Raw genomic sequence first — 26,845 nt, forward strand, 5'->3', positions numbered from 1 at the left:
TCGCTATGAATATCGTGCGCATACTGGCCGTAGACGACCATGAAATGACGACCCTGGGATACAAATTTATCCTGGAGGACAGTGAATTTGATGGCTTCAAGGTCCACGTGGATTCGGCCAAGACCTTTGAAGAAGCTTCCGAAAAAATCCGGCAATCAGTCAAACGCCTCCCCTATCACATACTCCTGCTGGACATCCAGCTTTCCAGTAACACGGAGCACAGGGGAAAAACCGGTGAGGATGTGGGCATCCTCGCCCGGGAAGTCAGTCCCGAATCAAAGATTGTGTTTATGTCGTCTTTCAGCGATAACTACCGGATCAACAGCATCATGCAGACGGTCGACCCGGAAGGGTACATGGTCAAATCCGAGATCGATGAGGCCTCCCTCCGGGCCATGGTAAACACGGTTACTACCAATCCGCCCTATTACACCCAGAAAGCGCTGGCAGCCATCCGGAAAAAAATGGCCAACTCGATCAACCTGGATGAGAATGACAAGAAAATCCTGTACCATCTTTCCATCGGGACAAAGACCAAGGATATGGTGAACCATATATCCCTCTCCCTCCCAACCATCGAAAACCGGAAGCGGCATATAAAGTCACTTTTTGGTATCGAAAAACAGAATGATCAGGCCCTGATCTCCGAAGCCAGGGAACGGGGCTTTATCTGAACCCCTGCCGGAAACCGGGACTACTCCCCCCTGCATTTTTTTAAGGGCCTATAAAAACCATCGATAATGTATGGTTTTTATACAACCCCGTCTGCGAACATCCACCTACTTTTGTCACAGGACATTGCTTTGGATCGAAATGACGAAAGGATGCGGACGAATTTTCCATACGACTTAACCCTGAAAATGGATTCCAACCCCTCCCTGCCGGGGCTGGAAGATTTCCTTAGATCCCTTGAGCGCGTATTTTTCGCAGAATCGGATGTCAAACTGGTTGCAGGAAAAAATGGCGAGAACCAGCTCATCCTGAATCTCCGTTGCCGTCTCGGGATCCTCGATGTCCTTTACCACTACCGACAGGGCACCTGGGGATATACCTCCCCGGATACCTGCCCCGGCGGGGAGACCGACCACCTGACCGTATTGTTGCAGCACCTGCAAAACCAGAACAGCAAGACCATCGATCTGGAGGAAATCAACCTGGAACTCGATGACATGCTGATTGTGATCCGGAGTATCGGGCCAAACAGCATTGCGCTGGAACTGGAAAATATCTTTACGGCCCTGGGCAAACATTATGTGCACTACACCCAGGGGCTAGCCGCCATGCCCTACGAGATCTATATCCCCGTTATCGAAACCGCACCCACGGCCCCTGTCCTGCCGGGTGAAGAAAACCCGTTTCACAAGTTTTACGATTATTGGGCGGTTTATTATGAAAGCGATACCGATGCCCGCATTTACAGCCTGAAGCAACGCCAGTTGCTGGCTGAGGATCTGTACTACTCCGATTCGGAGTAATTCCCTCGTACAATTTTAAGGAGCAAGGCCGGTCAGCCTACAAACAGGGGCGGATTAGCCCACAAACAAGGGCCGGTCACCCATCATTTCATTGACTTCCCTGCGGACTTCCCGCGCCGTTTTTTCCGACTCCGGGTCGCTGATCACGCGGTCGATGAGGGAAACCACGGTTTCCATATCCGATTCCACCAGGCCGCGGGTGGTTATGGCGGCGGTTCCGAAGCGGATGCCGGAGGTTACAAAAGGCGACTGGTCGTCAAAGGGAACCATATTTTTATTGGCTGTGATATCGGCCGTCACCAGAAGTTTCTCAGCGTCCTTACCCGTGATTTGCTTGTTGCGCAGGTCAATGAGCATCATGTGGTTGTCCGTGCCCCCGGATATCAGGTGGTAATCCCTTGCAACAAAAGCCTTAGCCATGGCATCTGCATTTTTCTGGACCTGGATGGCGTAGTGGAGGAACGCATCGGATAGCGCTTCCCCATAGGCTACCGCCTTGGCTGCTATGATGTGTTCCAGAGGCCCCCCCTGGTTACCGGGGAATACGGCCAGATCGATCAGTGAAGACATCGAACGGAGGTTTCCGTTTTTAAGACGGATACCAAAGGGGTTTTCAAAATCCTCCCCCATCAGGATCATCCCGCCCCGGGGCCCCCTCAGCGTCTTGTGTGTCGTTGTGGTAACAAAATGGCAATGAGGTATCGGATCACTCAGGAGCCCCTTGGCAATCAGTCCGGCCGGATGAGCGATATCGGCCAGCAAAAGGGCCCCGACACTGTCTGCTATTTCCCGGAAGCGCTTGAAGTCCATGTCCCTGGAATAGGCGGAAGCCCCGGCAATGATCATCCTGGGCTTTTCCTTTTCGGCAATTTCCTGGATCTTGTCGTAATCCAGGCGCCCGGTTTCCTTTTCTACCCCGTAAAACACGGGGCGGTAAAGTTTCCCCGAGAAATTGACCGGTGACCCGTGGGTGAGGTGCCCCCCGTGGGAAAGGTCAAAACCCAGGATGGTATCCCCAGGTTTGAGGCAGGCCTGGTAGACGGCGGCATTGGCCTGGGACCCGGAGTGCGGTTGTACATTCGCATAGGCGGCACCAAATAATTCCCTGGCCCGGTCAATTGCGAGTTGTTCTACCTGGTCCACCACCTCACACCCTCCATAATAGCGTTTTCCAGGGTACCCCTCTGCATATTTGTTGGTCAGGACCGACCCGGCCGCCTCCCGCACCTGGGGACTCGCGAAATTTTCGGATGCTATCAGCTCTATCCCATTTATTTGTCTGCGCTCTTCGGCACGGATCAGGTCAAAAATTTGTTGGTCTCGTTGCATTTTGGCATATTCGTTTTAGGTGGCGCCCCATTAGGCGGTTACCGGCTACCGGACTCCTTTTTTAGGTCAATCGGCAAGCCCTTCCCGCCAACTTTTTTAGGCTGCGTAAAAGTACAAAAGGAAAGGGGTTAAACCAGATAAAATGATATATTTGGTCAGGTATTTATCAAACAAAAATTAACAATTCCGCATGTCCATAAAAGCAAATGACCCCAGCAGGCAATCCTGGTTACCCGTTTCCGAAGATTCCGATTTCCCGATACAGAATATCCCTTTCGGGGTGTTCCTGACCCGGGACGACGTCATCACCATCGGTACGCGGATCGGGGATACGGCTATCGACCTGGGCGCCATGCACCAACTGGGGTATTTCAGGGACATCCCGCTGACGGACGATATTTTCCTGCAGGACAGCCTGAATGATTTCATCTCGGACGGGAAGAAGACCTGGCGGCTGGTGCGAAACCGGATTGCCGAGGTTTTCGACAAGCGGAATCCCGAATTGCAACAGCAGGAAGAACACCGCAAAACGGTCCTGTTTTCAATGGATGAAATCGAAATGCAGCTGCCGGTACAAATCGGGGACTACACGGATTTCTATTCGAGCAAGGAGCACGCGACCAATGTGGGCAGTATGTTCCGGGACCCGGATAACGCCTTGTTGCCCAACTGGCTGCACATTCCGGTGGGCTACCATGGGCGCAGCTCCACGATTGTTCCCAGCGGTACCCCGGTACGCCGGCCCAACGGCCAGACGCTGCCCCAGGATTCGGACCAACCCGTTTTCGGACCTTCCAGGCGGGTGGACTTTGAACTGGAAATGGCTTTCATCACCACGGACGCCAACAAGATGGGGGAACCTATCCCCGTTTCCGAGGCGGAAGACTATATCTTCGGGCTAGTCCTTTTCAACGACTGGAGCGCCCGGGATATACAGAAGTGGGAATATGTGCCCCTGGGGCCCTTTCTGGCTAAGAACTTTGCCTCCTCCATCTCGCCCTGGATCGTCACCCTGGATGCCCTGGAGCCTTTCCGTACAAGCAGCCCGCCCCAGCAGCCCGAGCCACTCCCCTATCTTCGGCAGTCCGGCAAACATAGTTTTGATATCGCACTCGAGGTTGACCTGATCCCGGACGGCGGTACCCCTGCCACCGTCAGCAAATCGAATTTCAAATACATGTACTGGACCATGGCCCAGCAGCTGGCCCACCATACAGTCAACGGGTGCAAGGTTAACAGCGGGGATATGATGGGCAGCGGGACCATTTCGGGCCCCACCCCGGACTCCTTTGGTTCCATGCTCGAGCTCTCCTGGGCCGGCAGCAAGCCGCTTTCACTACCCGGAGGAATCTCCCGGGTCTTCCTGGAAGACGGGGATACCGTGGTCATGCGGGGGCATTGCAATAAAGGTGGGTTGCGTATCGGCTTTGGGGAAGTGCGCACCAAATTACTCCCTGCCCCGGGACTCAAACACTTGTAAAATAGGTTTTTAACCCAGTTTATACGAAGTTTCATCGATTTGCGTTCTATTTAGGATTGATTTTGGCACAAACATTGGATTCAACCAGCCAAACCCAAAATAGACCATCATGAAAAAGGCACTACTCTACGGACTTGTTGTGGTTCTGGCCGCTGCCTGTGGCGGGGTAAAAAAGACCCAGGAAGCCGTCAATACTGGAAACTACGAACAGGCGATCTACCGGGCCATCGATAATTTGGCGGACAACAAAACCAAAAAAGGCAACCAGCCCTACGTGGTTCTGCTGGAGGAAGCCTTTGCAAAATATACTACAAGGGAACTCCAGGAAATTTCCTTCCTCAACCAGGACGGAAACCCGGCGAACCTCGAGACCGTTTATAAAAAGTATAACAACCTCAAAGAGATGCAGAACCGGATCCGTCCGCTCCTGCCCCTGCCCATCTTTGACGAAAACCGCGATGCGCGTTTCAAGTTCGGAAACTACGACCGGGAAATCCTGGCGACCAAGGATGACCTTTCCGAATACCTGTATACGAATGCCTCCCGGCTCCTTTCCGATGCCCGGACCAAATTCGATTTCCGCCAGGCCTACGACGATTTCAGGTACCTGGAGGAAATTAACCCGGGGTACGGGGATACGCGGGAGATGATGGAAGAAGCCCGGCTCAGGGGGCTGGATTATGTAAAGGTCACCATGATCAACGATACCCAGCAGATTGTACCGGAACGCCTGGAGGAAGAATTGCTGAATTTCAACACCTACGGGCTGGATGACCTGTGGACTACCTACCACACCAACCCGCTCAAGGATATCGAATACGACTATGAGATGCAGGTAGCCTTTCGGGACATCGTAATATCACCCGAACGGGTGAACGAAAAACAATTCATCCAGGAGCGCCAGATTAAGGATGGCAAACAATTCCTGCTGGACGAACAGGGCAACGTGGTCAAGGACAGCCTGGGGAATAAAATCGAAGTTGACCGGTTTCGCTCCGTACGCTGCAACTTTTACCAGTTTACCCAACAAAAAACGGCCCACGTGAACGGGAATGTGAATTTCATTGACCTGCATACGCGCCAGTCGCTGAATTCCTATCCGCTGGCGAGCCAGTTTATATTTGAGCACGTCTACGCCAATTACGACGGGGACCGCAGGGCGCTTGACAACAACCTGGTTGCCCTGCTGGACCTGGCTGCCGTGCCCTTCCCGACCGACGAACAAATGGTCTATGATGCCGGGGAAGACCTGAAGGCGCGGTTGAAAAATATCCTGCAGCGACAAAAATTCAATTGATCAATCTGGTAATTACCAGGGACCCCGGCCGGTTGGCCGGGGTTTTTTATTCCAGGTAGGCTGCGGGTTGCAGTCTGTCTATATCCCCATGGGACGCATGGGCCAGCAATTGCCCCTCCCGGAGGATGAGGACCTGTGGGGACTGGTGGGTACAATCGAGTTCCCTGGCCAGCGCCTGGGATATTTCCCGGTCCTGCCGGACATCCACCAGGTAATAATCAATCCCGCTTCCAGGCCATTTATTTTCAAATCGATTCAGCATGATCCGACTCAGGCCACAGGAGTTTGAATGCTTGAATACGACCTGCAGTGGGGTATCCGGCCCCTTGCCGGAGAGTACATCCCCCGGTCCCTGGGCGAGCCGTTTCCAGGGGATCTGCCCCGTGTCCTGCGAACCGCTTTGTCCCCCTGTCCCGAAAAGGTTGCCGAAAACCTTTGAAATACCCATGGTTACTGTCTTATTGTCTTGTTTAATTGCTTTTTTGCTGCCAGAATGGCCGCTGTGATCACTTGGTAGGATTCTTGACATCCATCCGTGTAAACATAAGAATCACAGCGATGAACATAAATAATTTTACCATAAAATCCCAGGAGGCGATCCAGCAGGCCCAGCAGCTTGCACAGGAGATGGGCCACCAGCAGGTCGAAAATGAGCACCTGTACAAGGCCATTGCCGCCGTGGATGAAAATGTCCTGCCGTTCCTGCTCAAGAAACTGCAGGTGAATGATGTACTGGTAGGGCAGATTGTCGACAAGGAGTTGCAAACCTTCCCCAAGGTCTCCGGGGGCGACCTTATCTTTTCTGCCGAGGCCGGGAGAACCCTGAATGAAGCGAGCAATATTGCAAAAAAAGAGAAAGACGAATACGTTTCGGTAGAACACCTCATGCTGGCAATTCTCAGGTCTAAATCCAAGGTGGCCCGGATCCTGAAGGACCAGGGCGTCACCGAAAAGGACCTGGGCAAAGCCATTGAAGAGCTTCGCAAGGGCGGCCGGGTGACCTCCCAGAGTGCGGAAGAAACCTACAACGCCCTGGATAAGTATGCCCGGAACCTGAACGATCTGGCAGACCGCGGGAAGCTGGACCCCGTGATTGGCCGGGATGAGGAAATCCGCCGGATCCTGCAGATACTTTCACGCCGGACCAAAAACAACCCGATGCTGGTCGGGGAGCCGGGAACCGGCAAGACGGCCATTGCCGAGGGGCTTGCGCACCGCATTGTTCAGGGGGATGTGCCTGAAAACCTGAAGGATAAGGTGATCTATTCCCTGGATATGGGTGCATTGATCGCCGGTGCAAAATACAAGGGGGAATTTGAAGAGAGGCTCAAATCCGTGATCAAGGAGGTCACCTCCTCGGATGGGAATATCGTCCTGTTCATAGACGAGATCCATACGCTGGTAGGCGCCGGCGGCGGACAGGGCGCCATGGATGCAGCGAACATCCTCAAGCCGGCCCTGGCACGGGGGGAATTGCGCGCCATCGGGGCTACCACCCTGGATGAATACCAAAAGTATTTCGAAAAAGACAAGGCGCTGGAGCGTCGTTTCCAGAGGGTTACCGTGGAGGAGCCGGACACGGAGGCAGCCATATCCATCCTGCGTGGGTTGAAGGAAAAATATGAGACCCACCACAAGGTACGCGTACGGGATGAGGCCGTCATTGCCGCCGTGGAGCTCTCCGAGCGCTACATCACCAACCGGTTTTTACCGGACAAGGCCATTGACCTGATGGACGAGGCGGCCTCCAAGCTGCGGATGGAAATCAATTCCAAACCCGAGGAACTCGACGCGCTCGACCGGAAAATCATGCAGTTGGAAATTGAGATCGAGGCCATCAAACGGGAGAACGACCCGGACAAGCTCAAAGCCCTGAACGCCGACCTGGCCAATTACAAGGAGGACCGGAACGAACTTTTTGCCAAATGGGAAAGCGAGCGCAGCGTGGTGGATGCCATACAGAAAACCAAACAATCCATCGAGGAGTTTAAGAACGAGGCCGAACGGGCCGAGCGCAACGGCGAATACGGACGTGTCGCCGAACTGCGCTATGGTAAGATCAAGGAGGCACAGGCCGAACTGGACCGGCTGCAGGAAGAACTGGACCGGCAACAGGAGGCTGGCACGCTGATCAAGGAAGAGGTTACCCGTGAGGACATTGCCGAAGTAGTCGCCAAATGGACCGGTATCCCGGTAAACAAGATGCTGCAGAGTGAACGGGAAAAACTCCTGAAACTGGAGGAAGTACTGCACCGTCGGGTGGTCGGACAGGATGAGGCGATCGAAGCGGTTTCGGATGCCATCCGGCGCAGCCGGGCGGGCCTGCAGGATGCCAAACGGCCCATTGGTTCCTTTCTGTTCCTGGGTACCACCGGGGTGGGAAAAACGGAACTGGCCAAAACCCTGGCGGCCTATCTCTTTGACGATGAAAATGCCATGACCCGGATAGATATGTCCGAATACCAGGAACGCCATGCGGTAAGCCGGCTCGTCGGGGCGCCCCCCGGTTACGTGGGTTACGACGAAGGCGGTCAGCTTACCGAGGCTGTTCGCAGAAGGCCCTATTCCGTAGTGCTGCTCGACGAAATCGAAAAGGCCCACCCGGATACCTTCAATATTTTGCTGCAGGTACTGGACGAGGGACGGCTTACGGATAACAAGGGGCGCGTGGCCGACTTCCGGAACACCATCATTATTATGACCAGCAACATGGGCAGCCATATCATCCAGGAAACCTTTGAAGACAACCCGGACCTGTTCAGCGCCACGGAAGCAGCCAGGGTAGAAGTCCTCGGACTCCTGCGGAAGACCATACGCCCGGAGTTTCTGAACCGGATCGACGATATCATCATGTTTACCCCGCTAAGCAGGGAAGATATCCGGCAGGTGGTGCGGCTGCAGCTCGACAACGTCCGGAAAATGCTGGCGGCCCAGCACATCGAGATCGATGCGACTGAGGAAGCCATCCAATACCTCGCGGAGAAGGGCTTTGACCCCCAGTACGGGGCCCGGCCCATAAAACGGGTAATCCAGCGGGAGGTCCTCAACAAATTGTCCAAGGAGTTGCTCAGTGGCAATATCCACGCAAACAGCGCGGTGTTGATCGATAGTTTTGAGGACGAACTGGTTTTCCGAAATCAGGACCAATTGGTCGAATGAACCAATAAAATAGATGAGATGAACCCCTGGCCCCCGGTCAGGGGTTTTATTTTTGGTTACATTTATACCATACCGTATCTAATTTTTATATTAGCAATCTATAACCGCCTGCTTCATGACCACCAAAGCCGAAAGGACCACAGCCTATATCATCGAAACCGTGGCCCCTATTTTTAACAGGCAGGGTTATGTGGGCACCAGCATGAGCGACCTTACCGAAGCGACAGGACTGACCAAAGGCGCACTCTACGGAAACTTTGAGAATAAGGATGCCCTGGCCCTTGCGGCATTTGAATTCAACAGCCGGCGCCTGCTCGATGCCCTGGAAGCGGAACTGGGCGGTGAAGGCGGGGCCATGGAAAAACTGGGCCGCCTGTTGGGATTCTACAGGAACTACGATGTTTTCACCCGGTCCATGGGAGGATGCCCCATCCTCAACGTCGGGGTGGACGCCCAATACAACCACCGCACCCTGGCGGCCGCTGCAAGGGAAACGGCACGGGTCATCGAAGGAAAAATCGCCGTTGTGCTGGAAGATGGGGTTCGCAGCCGGGAGCTGCACCTCGTGGTCCCGCCCCTGATGTTCGCACGGCAATTGTTTACCATGATACAGGGGGCCGTGACCATGGCCACCATTACCAGCGACCGCAAGTACCTCCACAATACCATTGCCTACCTCGATATCCTGATCCGCAAGGAACTCGGCAAATAATTACCAGAATTTTAAATAGCATTCAGCAACCCTGGCGTCCGATGGGTTAACCGCAAAGGGGGCATCTGGTTATTCGATACCGGGAGCCATCTAGCGGATCCTGAGGATCCAGAGGTCTCCTTCATACCTGCCCGAGAATTTGCTGTCCCTGGCCTGACGGGCCTCGGAGATGTTGTCATACCGCCTCAGGTAAACGTAGTTGTATTTGTTCCGGCTACGGTAGAAGGACTGGGGTTCGAGCCCCTGCCCGCGAAGTTTTTCCATAAAGGCGTCATAGTAGCGCTTGGTCCCGAAAACATTCGCGATCAGATAATAACCAGGCTCCAATTGGCCTTCCCGGGTGATTTCCTGGTATTTCTCCCCTGCCTCCGGGGTGACATCCTCCTCCTGAAGCGCCAGGGCACGTTCGGCCTCACTGATCGAATCCCGGCGGCGTTGCTGGGCGAGCAATTCTTCCTGCCGGCGCGCCGTTTCGATGGAGTCCCTGCGTGCGGCTGCCATTCGCGCAGCCTCGGCTTCGCGTGCGGCCGCAACCCCGGCAGCCTCGGCTTCACGGGCCGCAGCAAGGGAATCCCGCTCCTGGCGGCGGGCCGCTTCTTCGGCCTGTTCCCTGGCGGCCAGGAGTTCCGCCTCCCGTTTCAGGTCCTCTTCCACATCGAAGCCCACCACTTTTTTCCTGTGGTCCGTTTTCCCGAAATCATAGGCCAGGACCAATTCGTAGGAAAGCCCATCTGTTTCAGGGGCATTGTCCGAAGCGAATTCCACGACTCCCCCAATGGAAAGGTGTTGTAAAAACCGTCCCCCTGCCCCGAGTGACGGACCGTAAAAGCTGTTGTATCCGCCCTGAATCCAATACCGGGATGCGTTGAATATGCCGTTTAGGCCGATTTGCGTGTCAAACCCGGGTATTTTCTTGAAATAAACCATCGGGGTGAACCGGTCCGGGGAAGCTGCGCTCCCCCCTCCCGTTTCGAAATCATACCGGGCCATGCCGATAACGATCTTTTCGTCCGACCGGCTTACCGCCTCCTGGTAATCGAAGCTGTAATCAAAAAGGTTTTCAAAGACAAATCCCACTCCCAGATCGTTGTATTTCAACTCAATGGCCGGGGCTACCTGAATGATAAAATCCTGGTTGTCCTCCGGGAAAGGCAGTATGGGTTCCTGGATGATGAAGCGGTTGTCCGTAAGCTCCTGCCGGTAGGCAAAGGCATTGAAACCAGCCGCCACTGAAAATTCGTCCGTAATGCGGAAATCGTAGGCGAAATTCACCATGCCCCCCGTGTGCTGGAACAGGCGGTTATTGTTCTGGAAAAGGCCGCCCCCGAGGGCAAAGCCATCAAATTTCCCGGTATAGTTCAACAACAGGGTGGTCGGGTCCCCATCGATGGTCTGCCATTGCCATCTGGTCCAGAGTCCGATGCGGTGCCGGGGGTCCTGTCGAAGGGAAAACACCGGGTTGAACAGGCTGGAATTGATCGACAGGAGGTTGTGCTGGCGGAAATCGGCTGGGAGGGGTACCTCCTGGCCGAAAATGGGAATGACGGCCATTAAAAGCATCAGGGCCGATATACTTTTTGCCATAGCACAAACCGATTAAAAGGATCGTTATACTATATTTGGTGAAATACAGTTAAATTCTGTGGGGACCACAAAGTTAAACAAACCGCTTCATTATGAAAATAAATAACTGCCTTATCCTGCTGTGCATCCTGTTTCTCGGGCTTTCCTGCAAAGACGATGCCCCGCTTCAGGATCTGGATCCCGGACCCGCAGAAGTAACCACTTTCTACCTGATCCGGCATGCGGAAAAAGACCGGAGCAACCCGGAGGACATCGACCCGGAACTTACCCAGAAAGGCCTGGGAAGGGCCATGCACTGGGCAGAAATCCTCAATGACGTACCGCTTGACGCGATTTACACCACGGATTTTGAACGCACATCCATGACGGCAGCGCCCGCGGCAGTGAAACAGGATATCACCGTCCAGTACTACGACCCCCAAACCCTGGATGTCGAAGCCTTCAAAACGGAGAACAGGGGTGGCAATGTCCTTGTGGTGGGCCACAGCAATACAACTCCGGAACTGGTCAACCGCCTGCTGGGTGAAACGCGGTATCCCGCCATGGACGACAGCGACAACGGCTCCCTTTTTATCGTCCAGCTGGTAGGTTCCCGGGCGACGGCAACCCGCCTGATCTTCAATTGTAATTGCCCGGACTGACCTCGATATTCGTCAGTTCAATGACGGATAACTCCTCGAGTTCGCCTGCAGCATACAGGCTGTCGATTGTTGGCAGGGGTATTTTTGCGGCCGGTTTGTAGTTCCTGTAATCCTGGAACCGGATACCGCCTACTTCCCGGTCGTTATACGCCACGCGAAAGCGCTGTCCGCCCCCGTCGGTATGGTACTCATAGGCCAGGTAGTCCGGCCGGAAGGTCTCCGTGTTGAACCAGTACAGGAATACATCCTCGTAGTCCTTGCCCCCGCCTTCCTGGTCAAAGGTTACCCGGATTTTATAGTATTCGGAACCTTCCAGCGGGACGACCCCCACCAATTCCTTATTGACCGCCCGGTCATTGAGCCCGTGGGGCAGAAAGGCAAAGTAGTGCACGGAATTTACCGAATTTGCCAGTTTGTTTGCCGTGGTGTCCGCAAGCACTACCGGGGAATCATTGACCAGGCGCTCAAATTCATTGCCAATCTTGCTGTCAGTGATCACCGCGGTGTCGGTGGTGGTAATCCGCCTCAGGACCTCGCGCCCGTTCTCCCGGAAGGCCACGTAGTTGCGGTCCCGGAACCCGAATTGTATGGTACTTTCCACATAGCGGCTACCCCCGGATACCTCAATGGCCCGGTCCACAATTTCCTGAGCGGTGAGGGCTGCAGGCTTTTTGTCTTCCCGGCAACCGGTAATCAAGGCTGGAAGCAATAGCAGAAAAAGATATTTCATCAGTATGCGATTTTGGATTGCAAATTTCGCCATTTATGCCGGATAGTCGCAGTTTTACGCCTAAAATAACCGAAATGCCCCATTTTTTCCCTTAATTTTGCCCGGTATGCAGAAGCAGATCAACATTAAAAACCGCCGCGCCCGGTTCGATTACGAATTAATCGACACCTACGTGGCCGGGATTGTCCTTTCCGGCACCGAAATCAAATCGATCCGGGAGGGGAAGGCTTCCATTGCCGAAGGCTTCTGTGAATTCAACCCCGGGGGCGAATTGTTTGTGATCAATATGCAGGTGGACGAATACAGCCACGGCTCGCATTTCAACCACCAACCCAAGGCGGCCCGGAAATTATTGCTGAACAAGCAGGAACTGGCCAAACTTCACAAGGCCGTGAAAACCACCGGGAACACGATCGTCCCGCTCAACCTTTTTATCAACGACCGGGGGCTGGCCAAGCTCAAAATCGCCCTGGCCAAAGGGAAGAAGCAATACGACAAGCGGGAAACGATCCGGAGCCGGGAATCGAAGCGGCAACTCGACCGGGTGAAGAAGGCGTTCAACTCCTGACTAACCCTTGTCCTCCAGCAGGGGCACGAAGCGGAAGGCCCCGCCGGCCTGCCGTTCAAACTCCGTTTCCGAAGCGCGGCGGATCAACATCATGGTCTGGTCCTCCTCCCCAACCGGGATCACCATACGGCCTCCGATGGCAAGCTGTGACATCAGGGGCCGGGGCACCCATGGCGCCCCGGCAGTGACGATGATCGCATCGAATGGTGCCTCATCCGGCAGTCCTTTATATCCGTCGCCAAACACAAATTTTTTGGGCCGGTATCCCATCCGCCGGAAAAACAGGTTGGTTTTCTTGAAGAGCTCCAGTTGGCGCTCCACCGTATAGACCCGTGCCTTGAGATGCAGGAGCACTGCAGTCTGGTAACCGCTGCCCGTACCTATTTCCAATACCTTATCACCCGGTTTAATCCCGAGAAGCGCAGTTTGATACGCCACGGTGTACGGCTGGGAAATGGTCTGCTCTGCGGCAATGGGAAAGGCCTTGTCCTGGTAGGCGTGATCCTCAAAACTGCTGTCCATGAACAAGTGGCGGGGAACCGACCGGATGGCATCCAGGACGGCTTTATCCGTTACCCCCTTGGAGGCAATGGTGTCTGCCAGCTGGTTCCTTTTCCCGCGGTGTTTTAAGGTATCCCTCAAGTGTGGTGGTTTTTCGCTAAGTTAGAAAATATTGCGCATGCCCCCGGTCTGGCAAAGTATGTTTATTTTTGGGGAAAACAGAATCCATTATGATACGAGCCGGCGTACTAGGGGCAGGACACCTTGGTAAAATCCACCTGCGCCTTTTGAAAGAATCCCCCAGGTACGAACTCGTGGGGTTCTTTGACCCGGACCTGGTTCAGGGGAAAAAGGTCTCTGAAGAATTCGGCATCCCTTATTTTGACAATATGGGCCAGTTGATCGAAGCGGTGGACATGGTGGACATCGTCACCCCCACGCTATCCCACTACGACTGTGCCACCCGCGCCGTAGGTACGGGCAAACATATTTTCATCGAAAAACCGGTTACGCATACCTACGAAGAAGCCCGGGATCTGATGGCTCAGGTCGAAAAAAAAGGCGTTCAGGCACAGGTGGGCCATGTGGAACGGTTTAACCCGGCATTCACAGCCGTGGCCCCCATGCTGGATTCCCCCATGTTTATTGAGACCCACCGCCTGGCCGAATTCAACCCGCGCGGGACAGATGTCCCGGTGGTACTGGACCTGATGATCCACGACATCGACATCATCCTGAGCGTAGTCAAGTCTCCGGTCCGGGATATCCGCGCCAGCGGGGTGTCCGTGATCAGCAAATCGCCTGATATTGCGAATGCTCGTATCGCCTTTGAGAACGGTTGTGTCGCGAACCTGACGGCCAGCCGCATCTCGCTCAAGAACATGCGGAAATCCCGGTTTTTCCAGCGCGACGCCTATATATCGGTGGATTTCCTGGAACGGAAAGTGGAGGTCGTCAAAATGAAGGATGCCCCTGCGACCCCGGGGGAGTTCGATATGATCCTGCAGAATGCCGAAGGGGAGAAGAAACAGATCTATTTCGAAAATCCCGAAATAAAGACCAACAATGCCATCCTGGACGAACTTGAACACTTTGCGACTTCCATCGAAACCGGAAGTACCCCTGTGGTTTCCCTGGGGGATGGCGCCCGGGCGCTCGACGTGGCACTACGGATCATCGGGGCCTTCGAAACGCAAACGCATTCTTAACCTTTAACCTGAAACGCATCATGAAGCATATATCCGTAATCGGCGCCGGAACGATGGGCAATGGAATTGCCCATGTATTCGCCCAGCACGATTACCGCGTCCAACTCATTGACATCGACGAACAAAGCCTGAAAAAGGGGCTGGCCACCATCGAAAAGAACCTGCAGCGGATGGTAGCGAAGGGCACCCTGGAAGCTTCCCGGGTGGCAGCCACCCTTGACAATATACAGGCAGGCAGCTCTATCGCCAAGGGGGTGGCCGAGGCCGACCTGATAGTGGAAGCGGCTACTGAAAACGCAAAGCTCAAAATGGACATCTTCCGGGAGCTGGACCAGGCCGCACCCCCCGAAGCCATCCTTGCCAGCAACACCTCGTCCATCTCCATCACGCAAATCGCGGCAGCAACCAGCCGGCCCCAGCAGGTCATCGGGATGCATTTCATGAACCCGGTCCCCCTGATGCAACTGGTCGAGGTAATCCGGGGGTACAGCACCAGCGACTCGGTGACCACGACCATCCTGGAGCTCTCCGAAAAACTGGGCAAAACGCCGACGGAAGTCAACGATTACCCGGGGTTCGTAGCCAACCGGATCCTGATGCCCATGATCAATGAAGCCATTGAAACCCTATACCACGGCGTTGCCGGTGTCGGGGAAATCGATACGGTCATGAAGCTCGGGATGGGACACCCCATGGGGCCGCTGCAGCTGGCCGACTTTATCGGCCTGGATGTATGCCTGTCGATCCTGGAGGTACTCAACGAGGGGTTCAGGAATCCGAAATACGCCCCTTGCCCGTTGCTGCGCAAGATGGTCACTGCAGGGAAACTCGGGGTCAAATCCGGGGAAGGGTTCTACGATTATTCCGAATCCAGGAAAGCCGAACGCATCTCCGCCCAGTTCAGCTAAGCGGTATGGCAGAAATCCTCCCCTTTGCCGCCATACGGCCTGCCGTGGACAAGGCCCCTTTTGTGGTCTCCCGTTCCTGGGACGACTACCTGCCCAGGGACCGGAATGCGGAAATGCGGGCCAATCCGTTTTCCTTCCTGCATATCATCGATCCCGGGTTTAAATTCAACACGGCCCTGTCCGGCGTTAAGCGTCATAAATTGGTCAGGAATCGGTACCTGGAATTCCTGGAAGAGGGCATCCTGGTCAAAGAGGACCGGCCCAGCTTTTACATCTACCAGAGCTCCCGGCCGGGATTTACCTGCCGGGGTATTTTTTGCGCGACTTCCACCAACTCATACCGACAGGGGCTCATCCGTCCCCACGAGGACACCATACGCCGCCGGGAGGAGCTTTTCGCAGATTACCTGGAGCAGGTCCGATTCAATGCGGAACCGGTCCTGCTGACGTATCCGGACCACCCCGGGGTTGCCGGAAGCATCTCCGCCGCCCTGGACAACCCGCCGGAGTATCATTTTACCACCCCGGACCGGGTGGAGCACAAGCTCTGGATCGTGAGCGAAACAAAAACGGTGGCCGCGATCCGGGACGCCTTCCGGGAAATCCCGGCCCTTTATATCGCTGACGGCCATCATCGAAGTGCCTCTTCGGACCTCCTGGCCCGGCGGCTGCAGGAGGCCAACCCTTCACATAGCGGGAAGGAACCCTACAACTATTTTATGAGTTACCTGATCCCGGAGTCCCAGGTGCGAATCCGGTCCTTTCACCGCCTGCTCAGGGAGCTCGGGGGTATGGACCCCGCGTCCATCCTGATGCAGCTCGATGCCCATTTCAGGATAAAGCCCCTGGGGGCAAAACCTTTTGAGCCCGCAGAAAAGCACACCTTTTCCATGTATATGGACGGTGCGTATTACGAACTGAGGCTCCGGAAGGAATCCCAGGGCGGGGATTCCTTCCGGAATCGCCTGGATGTGCATATCCTGAATGACCGGGTACTGAAACCGGTTTTTGGGATCACGGATCCGAGGCGCGACCAGCGCCTGGCTTACCGGTACTGGGAAAACCCGGCCCATGAACTCAAGGCCGAGGTAGACAGCGGGCGTTTCGCTGCGGGCTTCGGGATGGTACCCGCCACCATGGAGGAAATCCGCCAGGTGGCCGACAGTGGGGAAACAATGCCCCCCAAAAGCACGTTTCTGGAGCCGAAATTGCGCAGTGGGCTGACTATTTATGATATTTGAACCTGAAGAAGCAAATGGATCCATGGAAATAGCGAAAAGATTAGAGGAAGTACGGAAATCCTTACCCGGGGGCGTAACCCTGGTTGCCGTATCCAAAACCAAGGGGGATGCGGCCATCATGGAAGCCTATGAGGCCGGGCAGCGCATCTTCGGCGAAAACAAGGTGCAGGAACTGACGGCCAAGTACGAACGGCTGCCCCGGGACATCGAATGGCACATGATTGGCCACCTGCAGCGGAACAAGGTGAAATACCTGGTGCCTTTTGTAAGCCTGATCCAGGGCGTGGACAGCCCGAGGCTCCTGCGGGAGATCGACAAGCGGGGACGGCAGGCCGACCGCAGGATCGACTGCCTGTTGCAGGTCCATATCGCCGAAGAAGACAGCAAATTTGGATTCAGCCGGGAGGAACTCGAGGAACTGCTTTCCGGGGACCTCCCCGGGGAGCTCCCCCATGTGCGGATCCGGGGGCTGATGGGGATGGCGACCTTTACGGACGACCAGGAACAGGTCCGCCGGGAATTCCGGAACCTGAAAACCCTTTACGACCGGTGGCTCGAGGCAGACCCAGGGGCGGACATCCTTTCCATGGGGATGAGCGGGGATTATGAGCTGGCCATTGAGGAAGGCAGCAACATGGTCCGGATTGGAAGCAGTATCTTTGGGGAAAGGAATTAATGCAGGAAAAAGCAACGAGCCGATGTACGCGGTACTGGATATAGAAACTACCGGCGGGAAATTTGACGAAGAGGGGATTACGGAAATCGCGATCCACCTGTTCGACGGGCACGAGGTGGTGGATACCTTTATCAGCCTGGTGAATCCCGAGCGACCGATACAGCCCTACGTCCAGAAACTGACGGGCATCGATACCAATATGGTGCGGAGCGCCCCAAAATTCCACCAGGTGGCCAAGCGCATCGTTGAGATAACGGAAGGCAGTGTCCTGGTTGCCCATAATGCCCAGTTCGACTACCGGATTCTCCGGACCGAATTCCGGAGGCTCGGGTACAATTACGAGCGGAAGACCCTCTGCACCGTGGACCTCTCCCAACGGCTCATCCCGGAGGCGGAATCCCACAGCCTCGGAAAATTGGTGCGGTCTCTGGGTATCCCGGTCAGCAACCGCCACCGGGCCAACGGGGATGCCCTGGCAACCCTGAAGCTGCTGCAGATCCTTCTGGACAGGGATTCGGGCAAAACGATTACCGCCGAAGTGATCCGGGCCGAAACCCTCGGGGAACTCTCGAACCGGCAACTCCGGATGGTGGAAACCGTACCGGATGAAACCGGGGTCTACTATCTGTACGACAAGGAGGGGTCCCTGCTTTTCCTGGACTCCAGCAGGGATATGAAGCGAAGCCTGAACAGCCATTTTACAGGTGAAAGCGCCCATTCCCGCTCCCTGAGGAAGATGACCCGGGAAGTGCGTTTCGAAAAGACGGGAAGCGAGCTTTTTGCCCGCCTGAAGGCCCATACCGAGCTGCTGGAAAACAAACCGGCCTACCGCCCGAAGATCAAAGGTCGGAAAATGAAACCCGGGAATTCCCTCCGGGTTAACGGGGATTCGTTCGAACTGGAGGGTGCGGACCTGCTGCTGATCGATGCGGGCCGGTCCGACGGGGAACGCGCTGCCATCCGGATTGGCGGGGAAGGTATCCGTGGCATGGGGTATTTTGGCCTGAACCACCAAATTAATAATATCCCTATCTTGGAAACACTGTTGACTCCCATAGCCGATCCGAAAGGCGGCCTGGGTGTCGCCGCTGCTTACCTGAGGGAAAAAAAGGTCCTTCGGATCCTGGAACTCAATAAGTCCACTTGAAAAAGAACAACAGCCAAAGCACGTGGAAAAGCTGGCTCCATGAAATCATTTATGAAGCCGACACACCAGAAGGAAAATGGTTTGACCTGATCCTTTTTGCGGTGATTGTGCTCAGCGTGATCCTGGTCATGCTGGAAAGCGTCTCGGAATTCGATGCGAAGTACCATGGGGAGTTACTGGTGCTGGAATGGGCGGTCACCATCTTCTTCACGGTTGAATATATCGCACGGATCATCTGTATCCGCAAACCGTCCCACTATATCTTCAGTTTCTACGGCATCATCGACTTTTTGTCGACCATCCCGCTGTACCTGTCCTATATTTTTGCCGGCTCACAGGTGTTCCTGGCCGTCCGCGCCCTCCGGTTGCTGAGGATTTTCAGGATCCTGAAGCTGGTGCAGTTTATCGGGGAGGCATCCCAGTTAAAAACGGCCCTCCGGGCCAGCCGGGCCAAGATTTTTGTCTTTGTCTATGCGGTGCTCATCCTGTCGGTGATCATGGGGACCATCATGTACCTTATCGAGGGGGATGAGGCGGGTTTTACCAGTATCCCGAGGAGCATTTACTGGACCATTGTCACCCTGACCACGGTGGGATACGGCGATATTGCACCCCAGACCAACATCGGGCAGTTTATCGCCACGATCATCATGGTGCTGGGTTACGGCATCATCGCGGTGCCAACCGGCATTGTAACCGTGGAATACGCGCGTCAGGAGAAGGACGGCAAGGACGGGAAAACCGAGGAAGGCCCCACCATCCACCTGAATACCCAGTCCTGCGAGAATTGTTCCGTGGGGGGGCACCGGGACGGGGCACAATTCTGCTTTAACTGCGGTTCCCCCCTGTGATGGAAAAGCTGTTGGTTACCATAGGCGGGCCAACGGGGATTGGCAAGACTTCCTGGGCCATCCGCCTGGCCAGGCACTACCGGACGGAGATCCTCTCGGCCGACTCCCGGCAGTTTTATCGCGAAATGCGCATTGGCACGGCCCGGCCGACCCCTGAGGAGCTCGCACAGGCCCCCCACCACTTTGTAGGGCACCTTTCCATAGAAAACGACTACACGGTAGGAGATTTCCGCCGGGATGCCCTGGAGCGGCTGGAAACGCTTTTTGGCAAATACGACCTGCTGATCCTGGCAGGCGGCAGCGGGTTGTACCTGGATGCGGTGACCCGGGGGCTGGATGAGTTTCCCGAAGTCGACCCCGGGATCCGGGAAGACCTGGAACGGCTGTTGGTAGAACAGGGGTTGGGGGCGCTACAGGTTTTACTGCAGGAAAAGGATCCAGCGTATTTTGACCGGGTTGACCGGGAGAACCCGCGACGCCTGATACGGGCCCTGGAGGTCTGCCTGGGTTCCGGCAAGCCTTACAGTTCCTACCTCGGGAACCGGCAGTCGCCCGGGTTCTTCACTACCCTTCGCCTGGGGATCGATGCCCCGAGGGAGGTGGTATACGACCGGATCGAGAAGCGGGTGCTCGCGATGGTGCAGGCCGGCCTTGAGGAAGAAGCCCGCGCCCTCTACCCTTTTCGCGAATGCAATGCGCTCCAGACCGTGGGCTACCAGGAGTTTTTTTCCTATTTTGACGGCGACCTCGACCGGGATACTGCCATCCGGGAAATCGTCAAAAATACACGGCGGTATGCCAAGAGGCAGGGCACCTGGTTTCGCAGGGATCCGGATATTCACTGGATACCCTATGATGCAGCCACGGAGGTAGCTACCCGGTATATCGATGAGCGAATGAAAAGCCTGGAAGATGGGAATTAAACTACCGAAAATCCTGTTCGTGATGGGGGTTTCCGCCAGCGGGAAAAGCACCCTGGCAGAAGCACTTGCCGCTGATCTCGGCAGGCCCTATTTCGATGCCGACGATTTTCATCCCCCGGCAAATATCGAAAAAATGAGTGCGGGACATCCCCTGGACGATTCGGACCGCAAAGGTTGGCTGGACTCCCTGAATGCGCTGGCACGCGCCGAGTGCAACAAAAATGGCGCAGTAATAACCTGCTCTGCACTGAAGGAAAAATACCGGCAAAGGCTGGTCAGGGGACTAGCCCCCAAGGAGGTGGAATGGGTTGTTCTCACAGGTAGTATCGAGGACATCGGGGAACGTATCCGCAAACGCACCGGCCACTATATGCCGCCTTCGCTGCTTCAAAGCCAGTTCGCTGACCTCGAAGTGCCGCAGTATGGCATTCATCTGCCTGCCTGCGGCCTGGAAATCCCCGAAATGGTCGCCCGGGTAAGGGCCCGGCTCAAAAACTGAACCGGTTCCCCATGGTCCTGGATTCGCGCCCCTACTCGGACTTTTCGGAATCCGTTTTGACGACCAGGCGGAACCCTTCCCCGTGGATGTTGAGGATTTCCACGCTGTCATCCTTTTTGAGGTACTTGCGGAGCTTGGCAATATAAACGTCCATACTCCGGGAGGTAAAGTAGTTATCGTCCCGCCAGATCTTTGTCAGGGCGAGTTCCCGGGGCATCAGATCGTTTTCGTGCAGTGCCAGCAGGCGGAGCAGTTCATTTTCCTTGGGCGACAACTTGGTGGGCTCCTCATCCTTGTACTTCAGGAAACGCAGTTTGGAGTTCAGGTGGAAATCCCCGAAATCAAATTCAAATTGCTTGCTGTCTGCCAGGCTGTTGGAAGCCTTGCGCTGTAAAATGGCCTTGAGTTTGACCAGCAGTACCTCGGAATCGAACGGTTTGTTCAGGTAATCGTCCGCACCCGCTTTATACCCTTTTAACACATCTTCCTTCATGGTTTTGGCCGTCAGGAAAATGATGGGGATATGGTCGTTCTTCTCACGAATCTCCTTGGCCAGGGTGAACCCGTCCTTATAGGGCATCATCACATCCAGGATACACACATCGAAAGGTTCCTTCTTGAATTTCTCAAACCCTTCCATACCGTTCTTTGCGAGGGTTACGTCGAAATCATTCATCGACAGGTAATCCTTGAGCACGATCCCGAAGTTGGGGTCGTCCTCAACCAAAAGAATCTTCTTGTTTTCTGTTTCCATACTTCTCTTATATTAGAGGGAGTTTGATATAAAAAGTGCTTCCTTTTCCTTTCTCACTTTCCGCATAGACCTCTCCCTGGTGATCCTCTACTATTTTTTTGACGTAGGCCAGTCCCAGCCCATGTCCCTTTACATTGTGTATGTCCCCGGTGTGTTCCCGGTAGAATTTTTCAAAAATCCGCTTCAGGACGGCCTTGGACATCCCGGCCCCCTGGTCCTGGATCCGGATGATGATGGCATTGTTGGCCACTTCCGTATACACGTCTATTTTCGGCGCTTCCGGTGAATATTTCACCGCATTGTCCAGGATGTTGACGACGACATTCCCGAAGTGCATTTCATTGGCCAGTATCTCGGAGCGTTCAGCTTCGAGGTGGGTTTTGATATACCCGCCCCTGTCGAGAACGATCAGCTCCACATGGGTGATGGCCTGCCGGATCAGGTCGTGGACATCCACCCGTTCCTTGCTGATATCCAACTGGTTTTTCTCCAGTTTCGATATCCGCAGCACATTTTCCACCTGCGCGTGCATCCTCTTGTTTTCATCGCGGATCATCTGCAGGTACCGGCCTACCTTTTCATGGTCCTGCATGATCTTCGGGTTCTTGATCGCCTCGACAGCCAGGTTGATCGTGGCGATGGGCGTTTTGAACTCGTGCGTCATATTGTTGATGAAATCCGACTTGATCTCGGAAATCTGTTTCTGCCGGATAAGCTGGTAAATTGCACTTGCATAGGCCACCATGATGATGAGCGTAAACAGGAGCGAAAGGCCCGCCATGCTCAACACGGAATTGAGCAGGAACTTCTTTTTCCTGGGGAAGGACAACAGCAGGGCATAATCCGTATTCCCCTCGATATCCCTGAAAAGGGGCGCCTTGTAATAATTATCCTTGTCGTATTTGTATTTCCTCGAGCGAACCTTGGTGGGCAATCCGCGGCTGTAAACCCCGTATTCGTAATCGATGTCCAGGTTCCTGTCCTGGAGTTCGCGGTCCAGCAACAGTTCTATTTCCTGACGGCTCACCCGTTCGTGTATGGGCACCTTTTCCGCATATTCCCGGTATATATCGTCGAATGCCACCTTGTCGAGTATGGGTATACCCCCAACCTTTTCCCACTTTTCAATGGGGTTGTACCGATAAGCTTTTCCATCCAGGCCGTATTCCTCTTTAAAAACCGCGCGGGTACGCCTGCTGGTATAGCTTTTAATGGTGGTGGTATCGGTCATTGTACCACTGTCAAAGAACGTGGAGGCAATGTCGTAATCCTCCTCCAGGATGCCATGAGAATAAAAGGTGATCTCGTTGGAATTGAGATCGCGGTCAATAAAGAAGATATTGCTCCAGTGGGCGCTTTTTAATTCGCCAATGCTATCCTTCAGGGTCAGGAAGCGGTCCGAATAATCCTTAATCTCCCGCTGCTCGATCTGATCGGTCACCTGGGAGAGAACCTCGGTGACCACATTCGAGAACTGCTCCTCCTTATCCTCTACCGAACTTTTAATCCAGTATAGCTGAACTGCAATAATCCCTATGAGCGAAAGACTCATCAGAATGACGAGCAGCACAAAAATTCTCCTATTCATCGTCTAAGTAAAAGTAAAAATTTAACATTTAGAGGCGGGTCGGTTTAACCAAACCTTAACACTAAGCAGGGTCGGCGGGACCCGATAAATCCAGTAGTTCCCGGTGAATCCGGGTCACGGTTTTCCGGGTTTGGTCCAGGTCGACATTGGGGATCACATAGTCCGCGAGTGGTATTTTCTCCTGTTCCGGCCACTGGTGTTGCATCCGCTTGCGGATTTCGGCCGCGGTGGTTTCGTCCCTGGAGGCGACGCGCCGAACCCGTTCTTTTTCGGGGGCCGTTACGAGGATCATCCGGTCCAGCTTGCGATACCCCCCATTCTCAAAAAGGATGGCGGCTTCCTGCAGGACATAGGGTGCACGCTGCACCTGGGACCAGGCGTTGAAATCGGATGCCACCGCCGGGTGTACCAGGGCATTCAACGCCTGCAGCAATTCAGGGTCAGAAAAGACGCGCGAGGCGATATAGGTGCGGTTCAGGGAACCTCCCTGATAGGACCTCGGTCCGAGGAGTGCCGTTATTTCCGCACGCAGTGCCGGTTTCTCCTCCATGAGCCGGCGCGCCGCGGTATCCGAATTATAGATGGGTACCCCAAGTTCGGCAAACATGCCGGCAACTGTGCTTTTACCGCTTCCGATGCCCCCGGTCAGGCCTATGCGCATCATTCGTTGCGGACGATGAATTCCACGGAAGTCTCCAGCAACAACACGCTTTGTATCCCCGGGGGTTGTTCTTCGATCCGCAGTTGCAGGCGGTTTGTTTCAGGGTCGGGGGTTTCAAAGTCGGCCACAATGCGGAAATCCGAAGGAGACAAATCCTTCAGTGCCTCTATCCGCCCCTTGCAGAGGACCCCCACACTGGCCGGGAAAGTCCGTACTTCCTCGGTTCCCGGCAAATTGATCACTTCCACGGGCACATCCACCACCGATTCCGAGAACCGATAAACACGGGCCTTCACCGTTACCTGCTCCGTCGAAAAACGGGTGTTCGGCAACCGGTCTGCGGCGGGCAGGCGCAACACGCGGCTCACCGAGTCCTTTACCCCTGTCAACAGAAGGGATTCTGTCTCCAGGGCCCGGATCGTGTCGATCTCCCCCGGGGGACCCAGCAGGTGGACACTGGGCGGGTCTGCCAGGATGGGCCCGTCGATCGCGTAGTTGCTCGCGAGCTCAATCCGCAGGGCCGGCCGTACCGGGACCGTACGGGAGCGGAGTTTCTGGAAATCGAGGAAGATGGTGTCCTCCGCAACTTCCAGCAGGCTGATGTCATCCCCCAACTGGTTGGCCACCTGCCGCCGGTAGACATCGGGAACAATAAAATATCTCCGCCCCTTGTGTTGCGAAGCACCCAGGTCAATGGCCACTTTTTTGGGGCTTATCTGATAGCGCATCAACTGAAAGCCGCTGGCCCTGACCCGGACCCTTAAATCTGCAGGGGGCGGGCTCAACAAAACCAGGCTGTCCGGTACTTGCTGGTACTCCATCCGGAAGGCCAGGGTATGGTTGTAGGTCTGCGCCAGGCGGATAATCAGCCAGGCCAGGAAAGAGCACAACAGGAACAGGAGGAAGATTTTCGCCCTGGGGGATGCAATGCCGGATTTTAATTTTTTGATCAATTGTCAGTTGTTGAAAAACAGGCCCGGAAAGAGAGACTCCGGTTTCTGTTTACTAAAGGTAAGCAAGATGGTGGACTTGAAAAAGCCCCAGCCATAGCCTGCGAATTGTACCAACAGGGCCGGTACTGCCAGCAGGGATGCCCGGAAATTCCGGGTGGTGGCCCATGCCCCGAACCAAACGCCCAGGAAGTACAGGAGGTAGCCGGCAAGCGGGAGGATGCCCAGGGGTGTGGGCAAAAAAAACGGTAGCGCAAGCGCGGACAGGAGACCGAGCGAAAACAGGGTGGGGAACCAATACGTCGGCCGGGCGCTGCCGGGATGCCAGCGGTTGAGGATGGGCCGCGCCAGCCCGAATTTATATACCTGACGGAAAAAGGAACGGAAGTCGATGCGCCGTTTGTGATAGACTATTGCTTCCGGGATAAACAAAATTTTAAACCCGTTCCGGGACAGCCGTAGGCTCAGGTCGGGATCTTCACCCGGGTGGATGTTGCCAAAACCGCCACTGGCTTCGAATGCCCGGCGGGACAAGCCCATATTGAAACTCCGCGGCTGGAAATTGGCCTGTTTCCCGCTGCCCCCCCTCAGGCCCCCGGTTGTCAGCGGGGCTGTCATGGTATAGCTGATGGCCTTCTGGAGCGCATTAAAGGAAGGGTCGGCCGCATCCCGCCCCCCAAAACAGTCGGCGGGGTTTTGTTCGAGGGTTGCCTGCAAGGTGGCGAGATAGTCATCGGGCAGGATACAATCGGAATCCACAAGCAGGAAATAGTCTCCACTGGCACGTTGCATCCCGTAATTCCTCGAATCCCCGGGACCCGTATTGGGCTTTTTGAAATAGCGGATATCCAGGTGGGGGGCGTATTTATGTACCACTTCCCCCGCATCCCGGGAGGAGCCATCCTCCACGATCACCACCTCGAAGGGTTTGCCGAACTCCTGGCGGCGGATGCTTTCCAGCAACTCATCCAGTTCTTCCGGCCGGTTGTAGACGGGGACGACAAAAGAAAAACGCAACTCCATGGAGGACGGGTTAACAGAGGGCTCCTCCCCGAATCCGGGATGGCCCGATCGTCCCGCAGGACTATTCAGAAAACTGGTCGATAATTTCCTGGCTGACCCCCGTACTCGAGAAACCGCCGTCGTGGAACAGGTTCTGCATGGTCACCTTGCGGGTGAGGTCCGAAAACAGGCTCACCGTATAATCCGCACAATCCTGGGCCGAGGCATTGCCCAGGGGCGACATCTTTTCGGCATAGGAGATAAAGCCGCCGAAGCCCTTAACCCCCTGTCCCGCCGTGGTGGGCGTGGGCGACTGGGAAATGGTGTTCACCCGGACTTTCTTCTCCTTGCCGAAGAAGTAGCCAAAGCTCCTGGCAATGGATTCCAGGTAGGCCTTGTTATCGGCCATGTCGTTGTAATCGGGGAAGGTGCGCTGGGCCGCCATGTACGTGAGGGCGACGATACTCCCCCATTCGTTCATGGCTTCCGCCTTGTAAAGCGTTTGCATGACCTTGTGGAAAGAGAGGGCGGATACATCCCAGCCTTTCTCGGTCCATTCATATTTCTGGTCTGTATAGTGCTTTCCCTTGCGGACATTGATGGACATCCCGATGGAGTGCAGTACAAAATCCAGTTTGCCCCCAAGGATCTCCACGGCCTGGGTAACCAGGTTTTGAAGGTCTTCCTCGCTGGTGGCATCGGCCGGGATAATCTGGCTGCCGGTTTTTTCGGCAAGTTCGTTGATCTGCCCCATCCGCATGGCAATCGGGGCGTTTGTCAGCACAAAGGTGCCGCCTTCCTCGTGGACCCGCTCAGCGGTTTTCCAGGCAATGGAATTTTCATCCAGTGCCCCGAATATGATACCTCTTTTACCTTTTAATAAATTATATGCCATGGTTTGTCTGTTTGTTTTGTACGTTCAAAGATAGCTAAAATGGGGGATTAAGTGGTTGCCCCGGTA

Annotated in this window: 27 protein-coding genes; 16 read left to right on the plus strand and 11 right to left on the minus strand. The window is 54.9% G+C overall.

The genetic code is table 11. The annotated features are described in order from the left end of the window. Nucleotides 1-5: 5 nt before the first annotated feature. Nucleotides 6-674 carry a response regulator transcription factor gene (locus H7F20_RS15450; protein ID WP_185787062.1) on the plus strand — a complete coding sequence of 223 codons (669 nt, stop codon included), beginning with the start codon at nt 6-8 and terminating at the stop codon, nt 672-674. A 186-nt stretch (nt 675-860) separates the two neighbouring features. Further along, complete coding sequence (locus H7F20_RS15455) at nt 861-1,475, plus strand: hypothetical protein (RefSeq protein ID WP_185787063.1); 615 nt, start codon at nt 861-863, stop codon at nt 1,473-1,475. Between the two features lie 54 nt (nt 1,476-1,529). Here the strand turns inward: H7F20_RS15455 and glyA are convergent, their stop codons facing one another. Continuing rightward, on the minus strand, nt 1,530-2,804 hold the full coding sequence (glyA, locus tag H7F20_RS15460; RefSeq protein WP_185787064.1) for a serine hydroxymethyltransferase: 1,275 nt from the start codon (nt 2,802-2,804) through the stop codon (nt 1,530-1,532). 190 nt (nt 2,805-2,994) lie between these two features. Between glyA and fahA the strand changes: the two genes are divergently transcribed. Beyond that, nucleotides 2,995-4,284, plus strand: coding sequence for a fumarylacetoacetase (gene fahA, locus H7F20_RS15465; protein ID WP_185787065.1), 1,290 nt, complete (start codon nt 2,995-2,997; stop codon nt 4,282-4,284). A gap of 109 nt (nt 4,285-4,393) precedes the next feature. Next, nucleotides 4,394-5,581, plus strand: coding sequence for a hypothetical protein (locus tag H7F20_RS15470; protein WP_185787066.1), 1,188 nt, complete (start codon nt 4,394-4,396; stop codon nt 5,579-5,581). 46 nt (nt 5,582-5,627) lie between these two features. Here H7F20_RS15470 and ytxJ read toward each other — a convergent pair whose 3' ends face one another. Continuing rightward, nucleotides 5,628-6,029, minus strand: a complete 402-nt coding sequence (gene ytxJ / locus H7F20_RS15475; RefSeq protein ID WP_185787067.1) for a bacillithiol system redox-active protein YtxJ — start codon at nt 6,027-6,029, stop codon at nt 5,628-5,630. 110 nt (nt 6,030-6,139) lie between these two features. On the opposite strand from ytxJ, the gene clpB reads away from it, so the two are divergent. Beyond that, nucleotides 6,140-8,740, plus strand: coding sequence for an ATP-dependent chaperone ClpB (clpB, locus tag H7F20_RS15480; RefSeq protein ID WP_185787068.1), 2,601 nt, complete (start codon nt 6,140-6,142; stop codon nt 8,738-8,740). Between the two features lie 115 nt (nt 8,741-8,855). Further along, a complete protein-coding gene (locus tag H7F20_RS15485) occupies nt 8,856-9,452 on the plus strand; it encodes a TetR/AcrR family transcriptional regulator (RefSeq protein ID WP_185787069.1) in 597 nt (198 codons plus the stop codon). A 90-nt stretch (nt 9,453-9,542) separates the two neighbouring features. On the opposite strand, the gene H7F20_RS15490 is transcribed toward H7F20_RS15485, so the two are convergent. Further along, a complete protein-coding gene (locus tag H7F20_RS15490) occupies nt 9,543-11,036 on the minus strand; it encodes a PorP/SprF family type IX secretion system membrane protein (RefSeq protein ID WP_185787070.1) in 1,494 nt (497 codons plus the stop codon). A 92-nt stretch (nt 11,037-11,128) separates the two neighbouring features. Between H7F20_RS15490 and H7F20_RS15495 the strand changes: the two genes are divergently transcribed. Continuing rightward, complete coding sequence (locus H7F20_RS15495) at nt 11,129-11,677, plus strand: histidine phosphatase family protein (protein ID WP_185787071.1); 549 nt, start codon at nt 11,129-11,131, stop codon at nt 11,675-11,677. Here the strand turns inward: H7F20_RS15495 and H7F20_RS15500 are convergent. Then, nucleotides 11,655-12,407, minus strand: a complete 753-nt coding sequence (locus H7F20_RS15500; protein WP_185787072.1) for a DUF6503 family protein — start codon at nt 12,405-12,407, stop codon at nt 11,655-11,657. The two genes, H7F20_RS15495 and H7F20_RS15500, sit on opposite strands and share 23 nt — an antisense overlap. Nucleotides 12,408-12,513: 106 nt before the next feature. On the opposite strand from H7F20_RS15500, the gene smpB reads away from it, so the two are divergent. Further along, entirely contained in the window at nt 12,514-12,975 is a 462-nt protein-coding gene (gene smpB / locus H7F20_RS15505; protein WP_185787073.1) for an SsrA-binding protein SmpB, read from the plus strand. Here smpB and H7F20_RS15510 read toward each other — a convergent pair whose 3' ends face one another. Further along, nucleotides 12,976-13,617, minus strand: coding sequence for a protein-L-isoaspartate(D-aspartate) O-methyltransferase (locus H7F20_RS15510; protein ID WP_185787074.1), 642 nt, complete (start codon nt 13,615-13,617; stop codon nt 12,976-12,978). 89 nt (nt 13,618-13,706) lie between these two features. Here H7F20_RS15510 and H7F20_RS15515 point away from each other — a divergent pair, with 89 nt between their 5' ends. From H7F20_RS15515 to H7F20_RS15550, 8 genes are read left to right on the plus strand one after another with little or no spacing between them, the layout of a single operon-like run. After that, nucleotides 13,707-14,684 carry a Gfo/Idh/MocA family protein gene (locus H7F20_RS15515; RefSeq protein WP_185787075.1) on the plus strand — a complete coding sequence of 326 codons (978 nt, stop codon included), beginning with the start codon at nt 13,707-13,709 and terminating at the stop codon, nt 14,682-14,684. A gap of 20 nt (nt 14,685-14,704) precedes the next feature. Beyond that, a complete protein-coding gene (locus tag H7F20_RS15520; RefSeq protein WP_185787076.1) occupies nt 14,705-15,592 on the plus strand; it encodes a 3-hydroxyacyl-CoA dehydrogenase family protein in 888 nt (295 codons plus the stop codon). Between the two features lie 5 nt (nt 15,593-15,597). Next, nucleotides 15,598-16,833, plus strand: a complete 1,236-nt coding sequence (locus H7F20_RS15525) for a DUF1015 domain-containing protein (protein WP_185787077.1) — start codon at nt 15,598-15,600, stop codon at nt 16,831-16,833. 22 nt (nt 16,834-16,855) lie between these two features. After that, complete coding sequence (locus H7F20_RS15530; RefSeq protein ID WP_185787078.1) at nt 16,856-17,509, plus strand: YggS family pyridoxal phosphate-dependent enzyme; 654 nt, start codon at nt 16,856-16,858, stop codon at nt 17,507-17,509. Nucleotides 17,510-17,531: 22 nt separating this feature from the next. Beyond that, nucleotides 17,532-18,656, plus strand: coding sequence for an exonuclease domain-containing protein (locus tag H7F20_RS15535; RefSeq protein ID WP_185787079.1), 1,125 nt, complete (start codon nt 17,532-17,534; stop codon nt 18,654-18,656). Further along, a complete protein-coding gene (locus H7F20_RS15540; protein WP_185787080.1) occupies nt 18,653-19,507 on the plus strand; it encodes an ion transporter in 855 nt (284 codons plus the stop codon). The genes H7F20_RS15535 and H7F20_RS15540 overlap by 4 nt, the downstream gene beginning before the upstream one ends. Next, nucleotides 19,507-20,430, plus strand: coding sequence for a tRNA (adenosine(37)-N6)-dimethylallyltransferase MiaA (miaA, locus tag H7F20_RS15545; RefSeq protein ID WP_185787081.1), 924 nt, complete (start codon nt 19,507-19,509; stop codon nt 20,428-20,430). Before H7F20_RS15540 ends, miaA begins: the two co-directional genes overlap by 1 nt. Further along, nucleotides 20,420-20,929 carry a gluconokinase gene (locus H7F20_RS15550; protein WP_185787082.1) on the plus strand — a complete coding sequence of 170 codons (510 nt, stop codon included), beginning with the start codon at nt 20,420-20,422 and terminating at the stop codon, nt 20,927-20,929. Before miaA ends, H7F20_RS15550 begins: the two co-directional genes overlap by 11 nt. 31 nt (nt 20,930-20,960) lie before the next feature. Here the strand turns inward: H7F20_RS15550 and H7F20_RS15555 are convergent, their stop codons facing one another. From H7F20_RS15555 to H7F20_RS15580, 6 genes are all read right to left on the minus strand, one after another. Beyond that, nucleotides 20,961-21,683: a response regulator transcription factor gene (locus H7F20_RS15555; protein ID WP_015755157.1), complete on the minus strand. Its 723-nt coding sequence runs from the start codon at nt 21,681-21,683 to the stop codon at nt 20,961-20,963. A 7-nt stretch (nt 21,684-21,690) separates the two neighbouring features. Next, on the minus strand, nt 21,691-23,271 hold the full coding sequence (locus H7F20_RS15560; protein ID WP_185787083.1) for a sensor histidine kinase KdpD: 1,581 nt from the start codon (nt 23,269-23,271) through the stop codon (nt 21,691-21,693). Nucleotides 23,272-23,332: 61 nt separating this feature from the next. Continuing rightward, the gene (gene coaE, locus H7F20_RS15565; protein WP_185787084.1) at nt 23,333-23,935 is read right to left on the minus strand and encodes a dephospho-CoA kinase; all 603 of its coding nucleotides are present in this window, start codon (nt 23,933-23,935) and stop codon (nt 23,333-23,335) included. Beyond that, complete coding sequence (locus tag H7F20_RS15570; protein ID WP_185787085.1) at nt 23,932-24,885, minus strand: CdaR family protein; 954 nt, start codon at nt 24,883-24,885, stop codon at nt 23,932-23,934. The genes coaE and H7F20_RS15570 overlap by 4 nt, the downstream gene beginning before the upstream one ends. A gap of 3 nt (nt 24,886-24,888) precedes the next feature. Beyond that, a complete protein-coding gene (locus tag H7F20_RS15575) occupies nt 24,889-25,905 on the minus strand; it encodes a glycosyltransferase family 2 protein (protein WP_185787086.1) in 1,017 nt (338 codons plus the stop codon). A gap of 61 nt (nt 25,906-25,966) precedes the next feature. Next, nucleotides 25,967-26,779 (minus strand): enoyl-ACP reductase, encoded by an 813-nt coding sequence (locus tag H7F20_RS15580; RefSeq protein ID WP_185787087.1) that lies wholly within the window; start codon nt 26,777-26,779, stop codon nt 25,967-25,969. Nucleotides 26,780-26,845: the final 66 nt, after the last annotated feature.

The organism is Robiginitalea sp. SC105, assembly GCF_014243345.1.
Taxonomy (GTDB): domain Bacteria; phylum Bacteroidota; class Bacteroidia; order Flavobacteriales; family Flavobacteriaceae; genus Robiginitalea.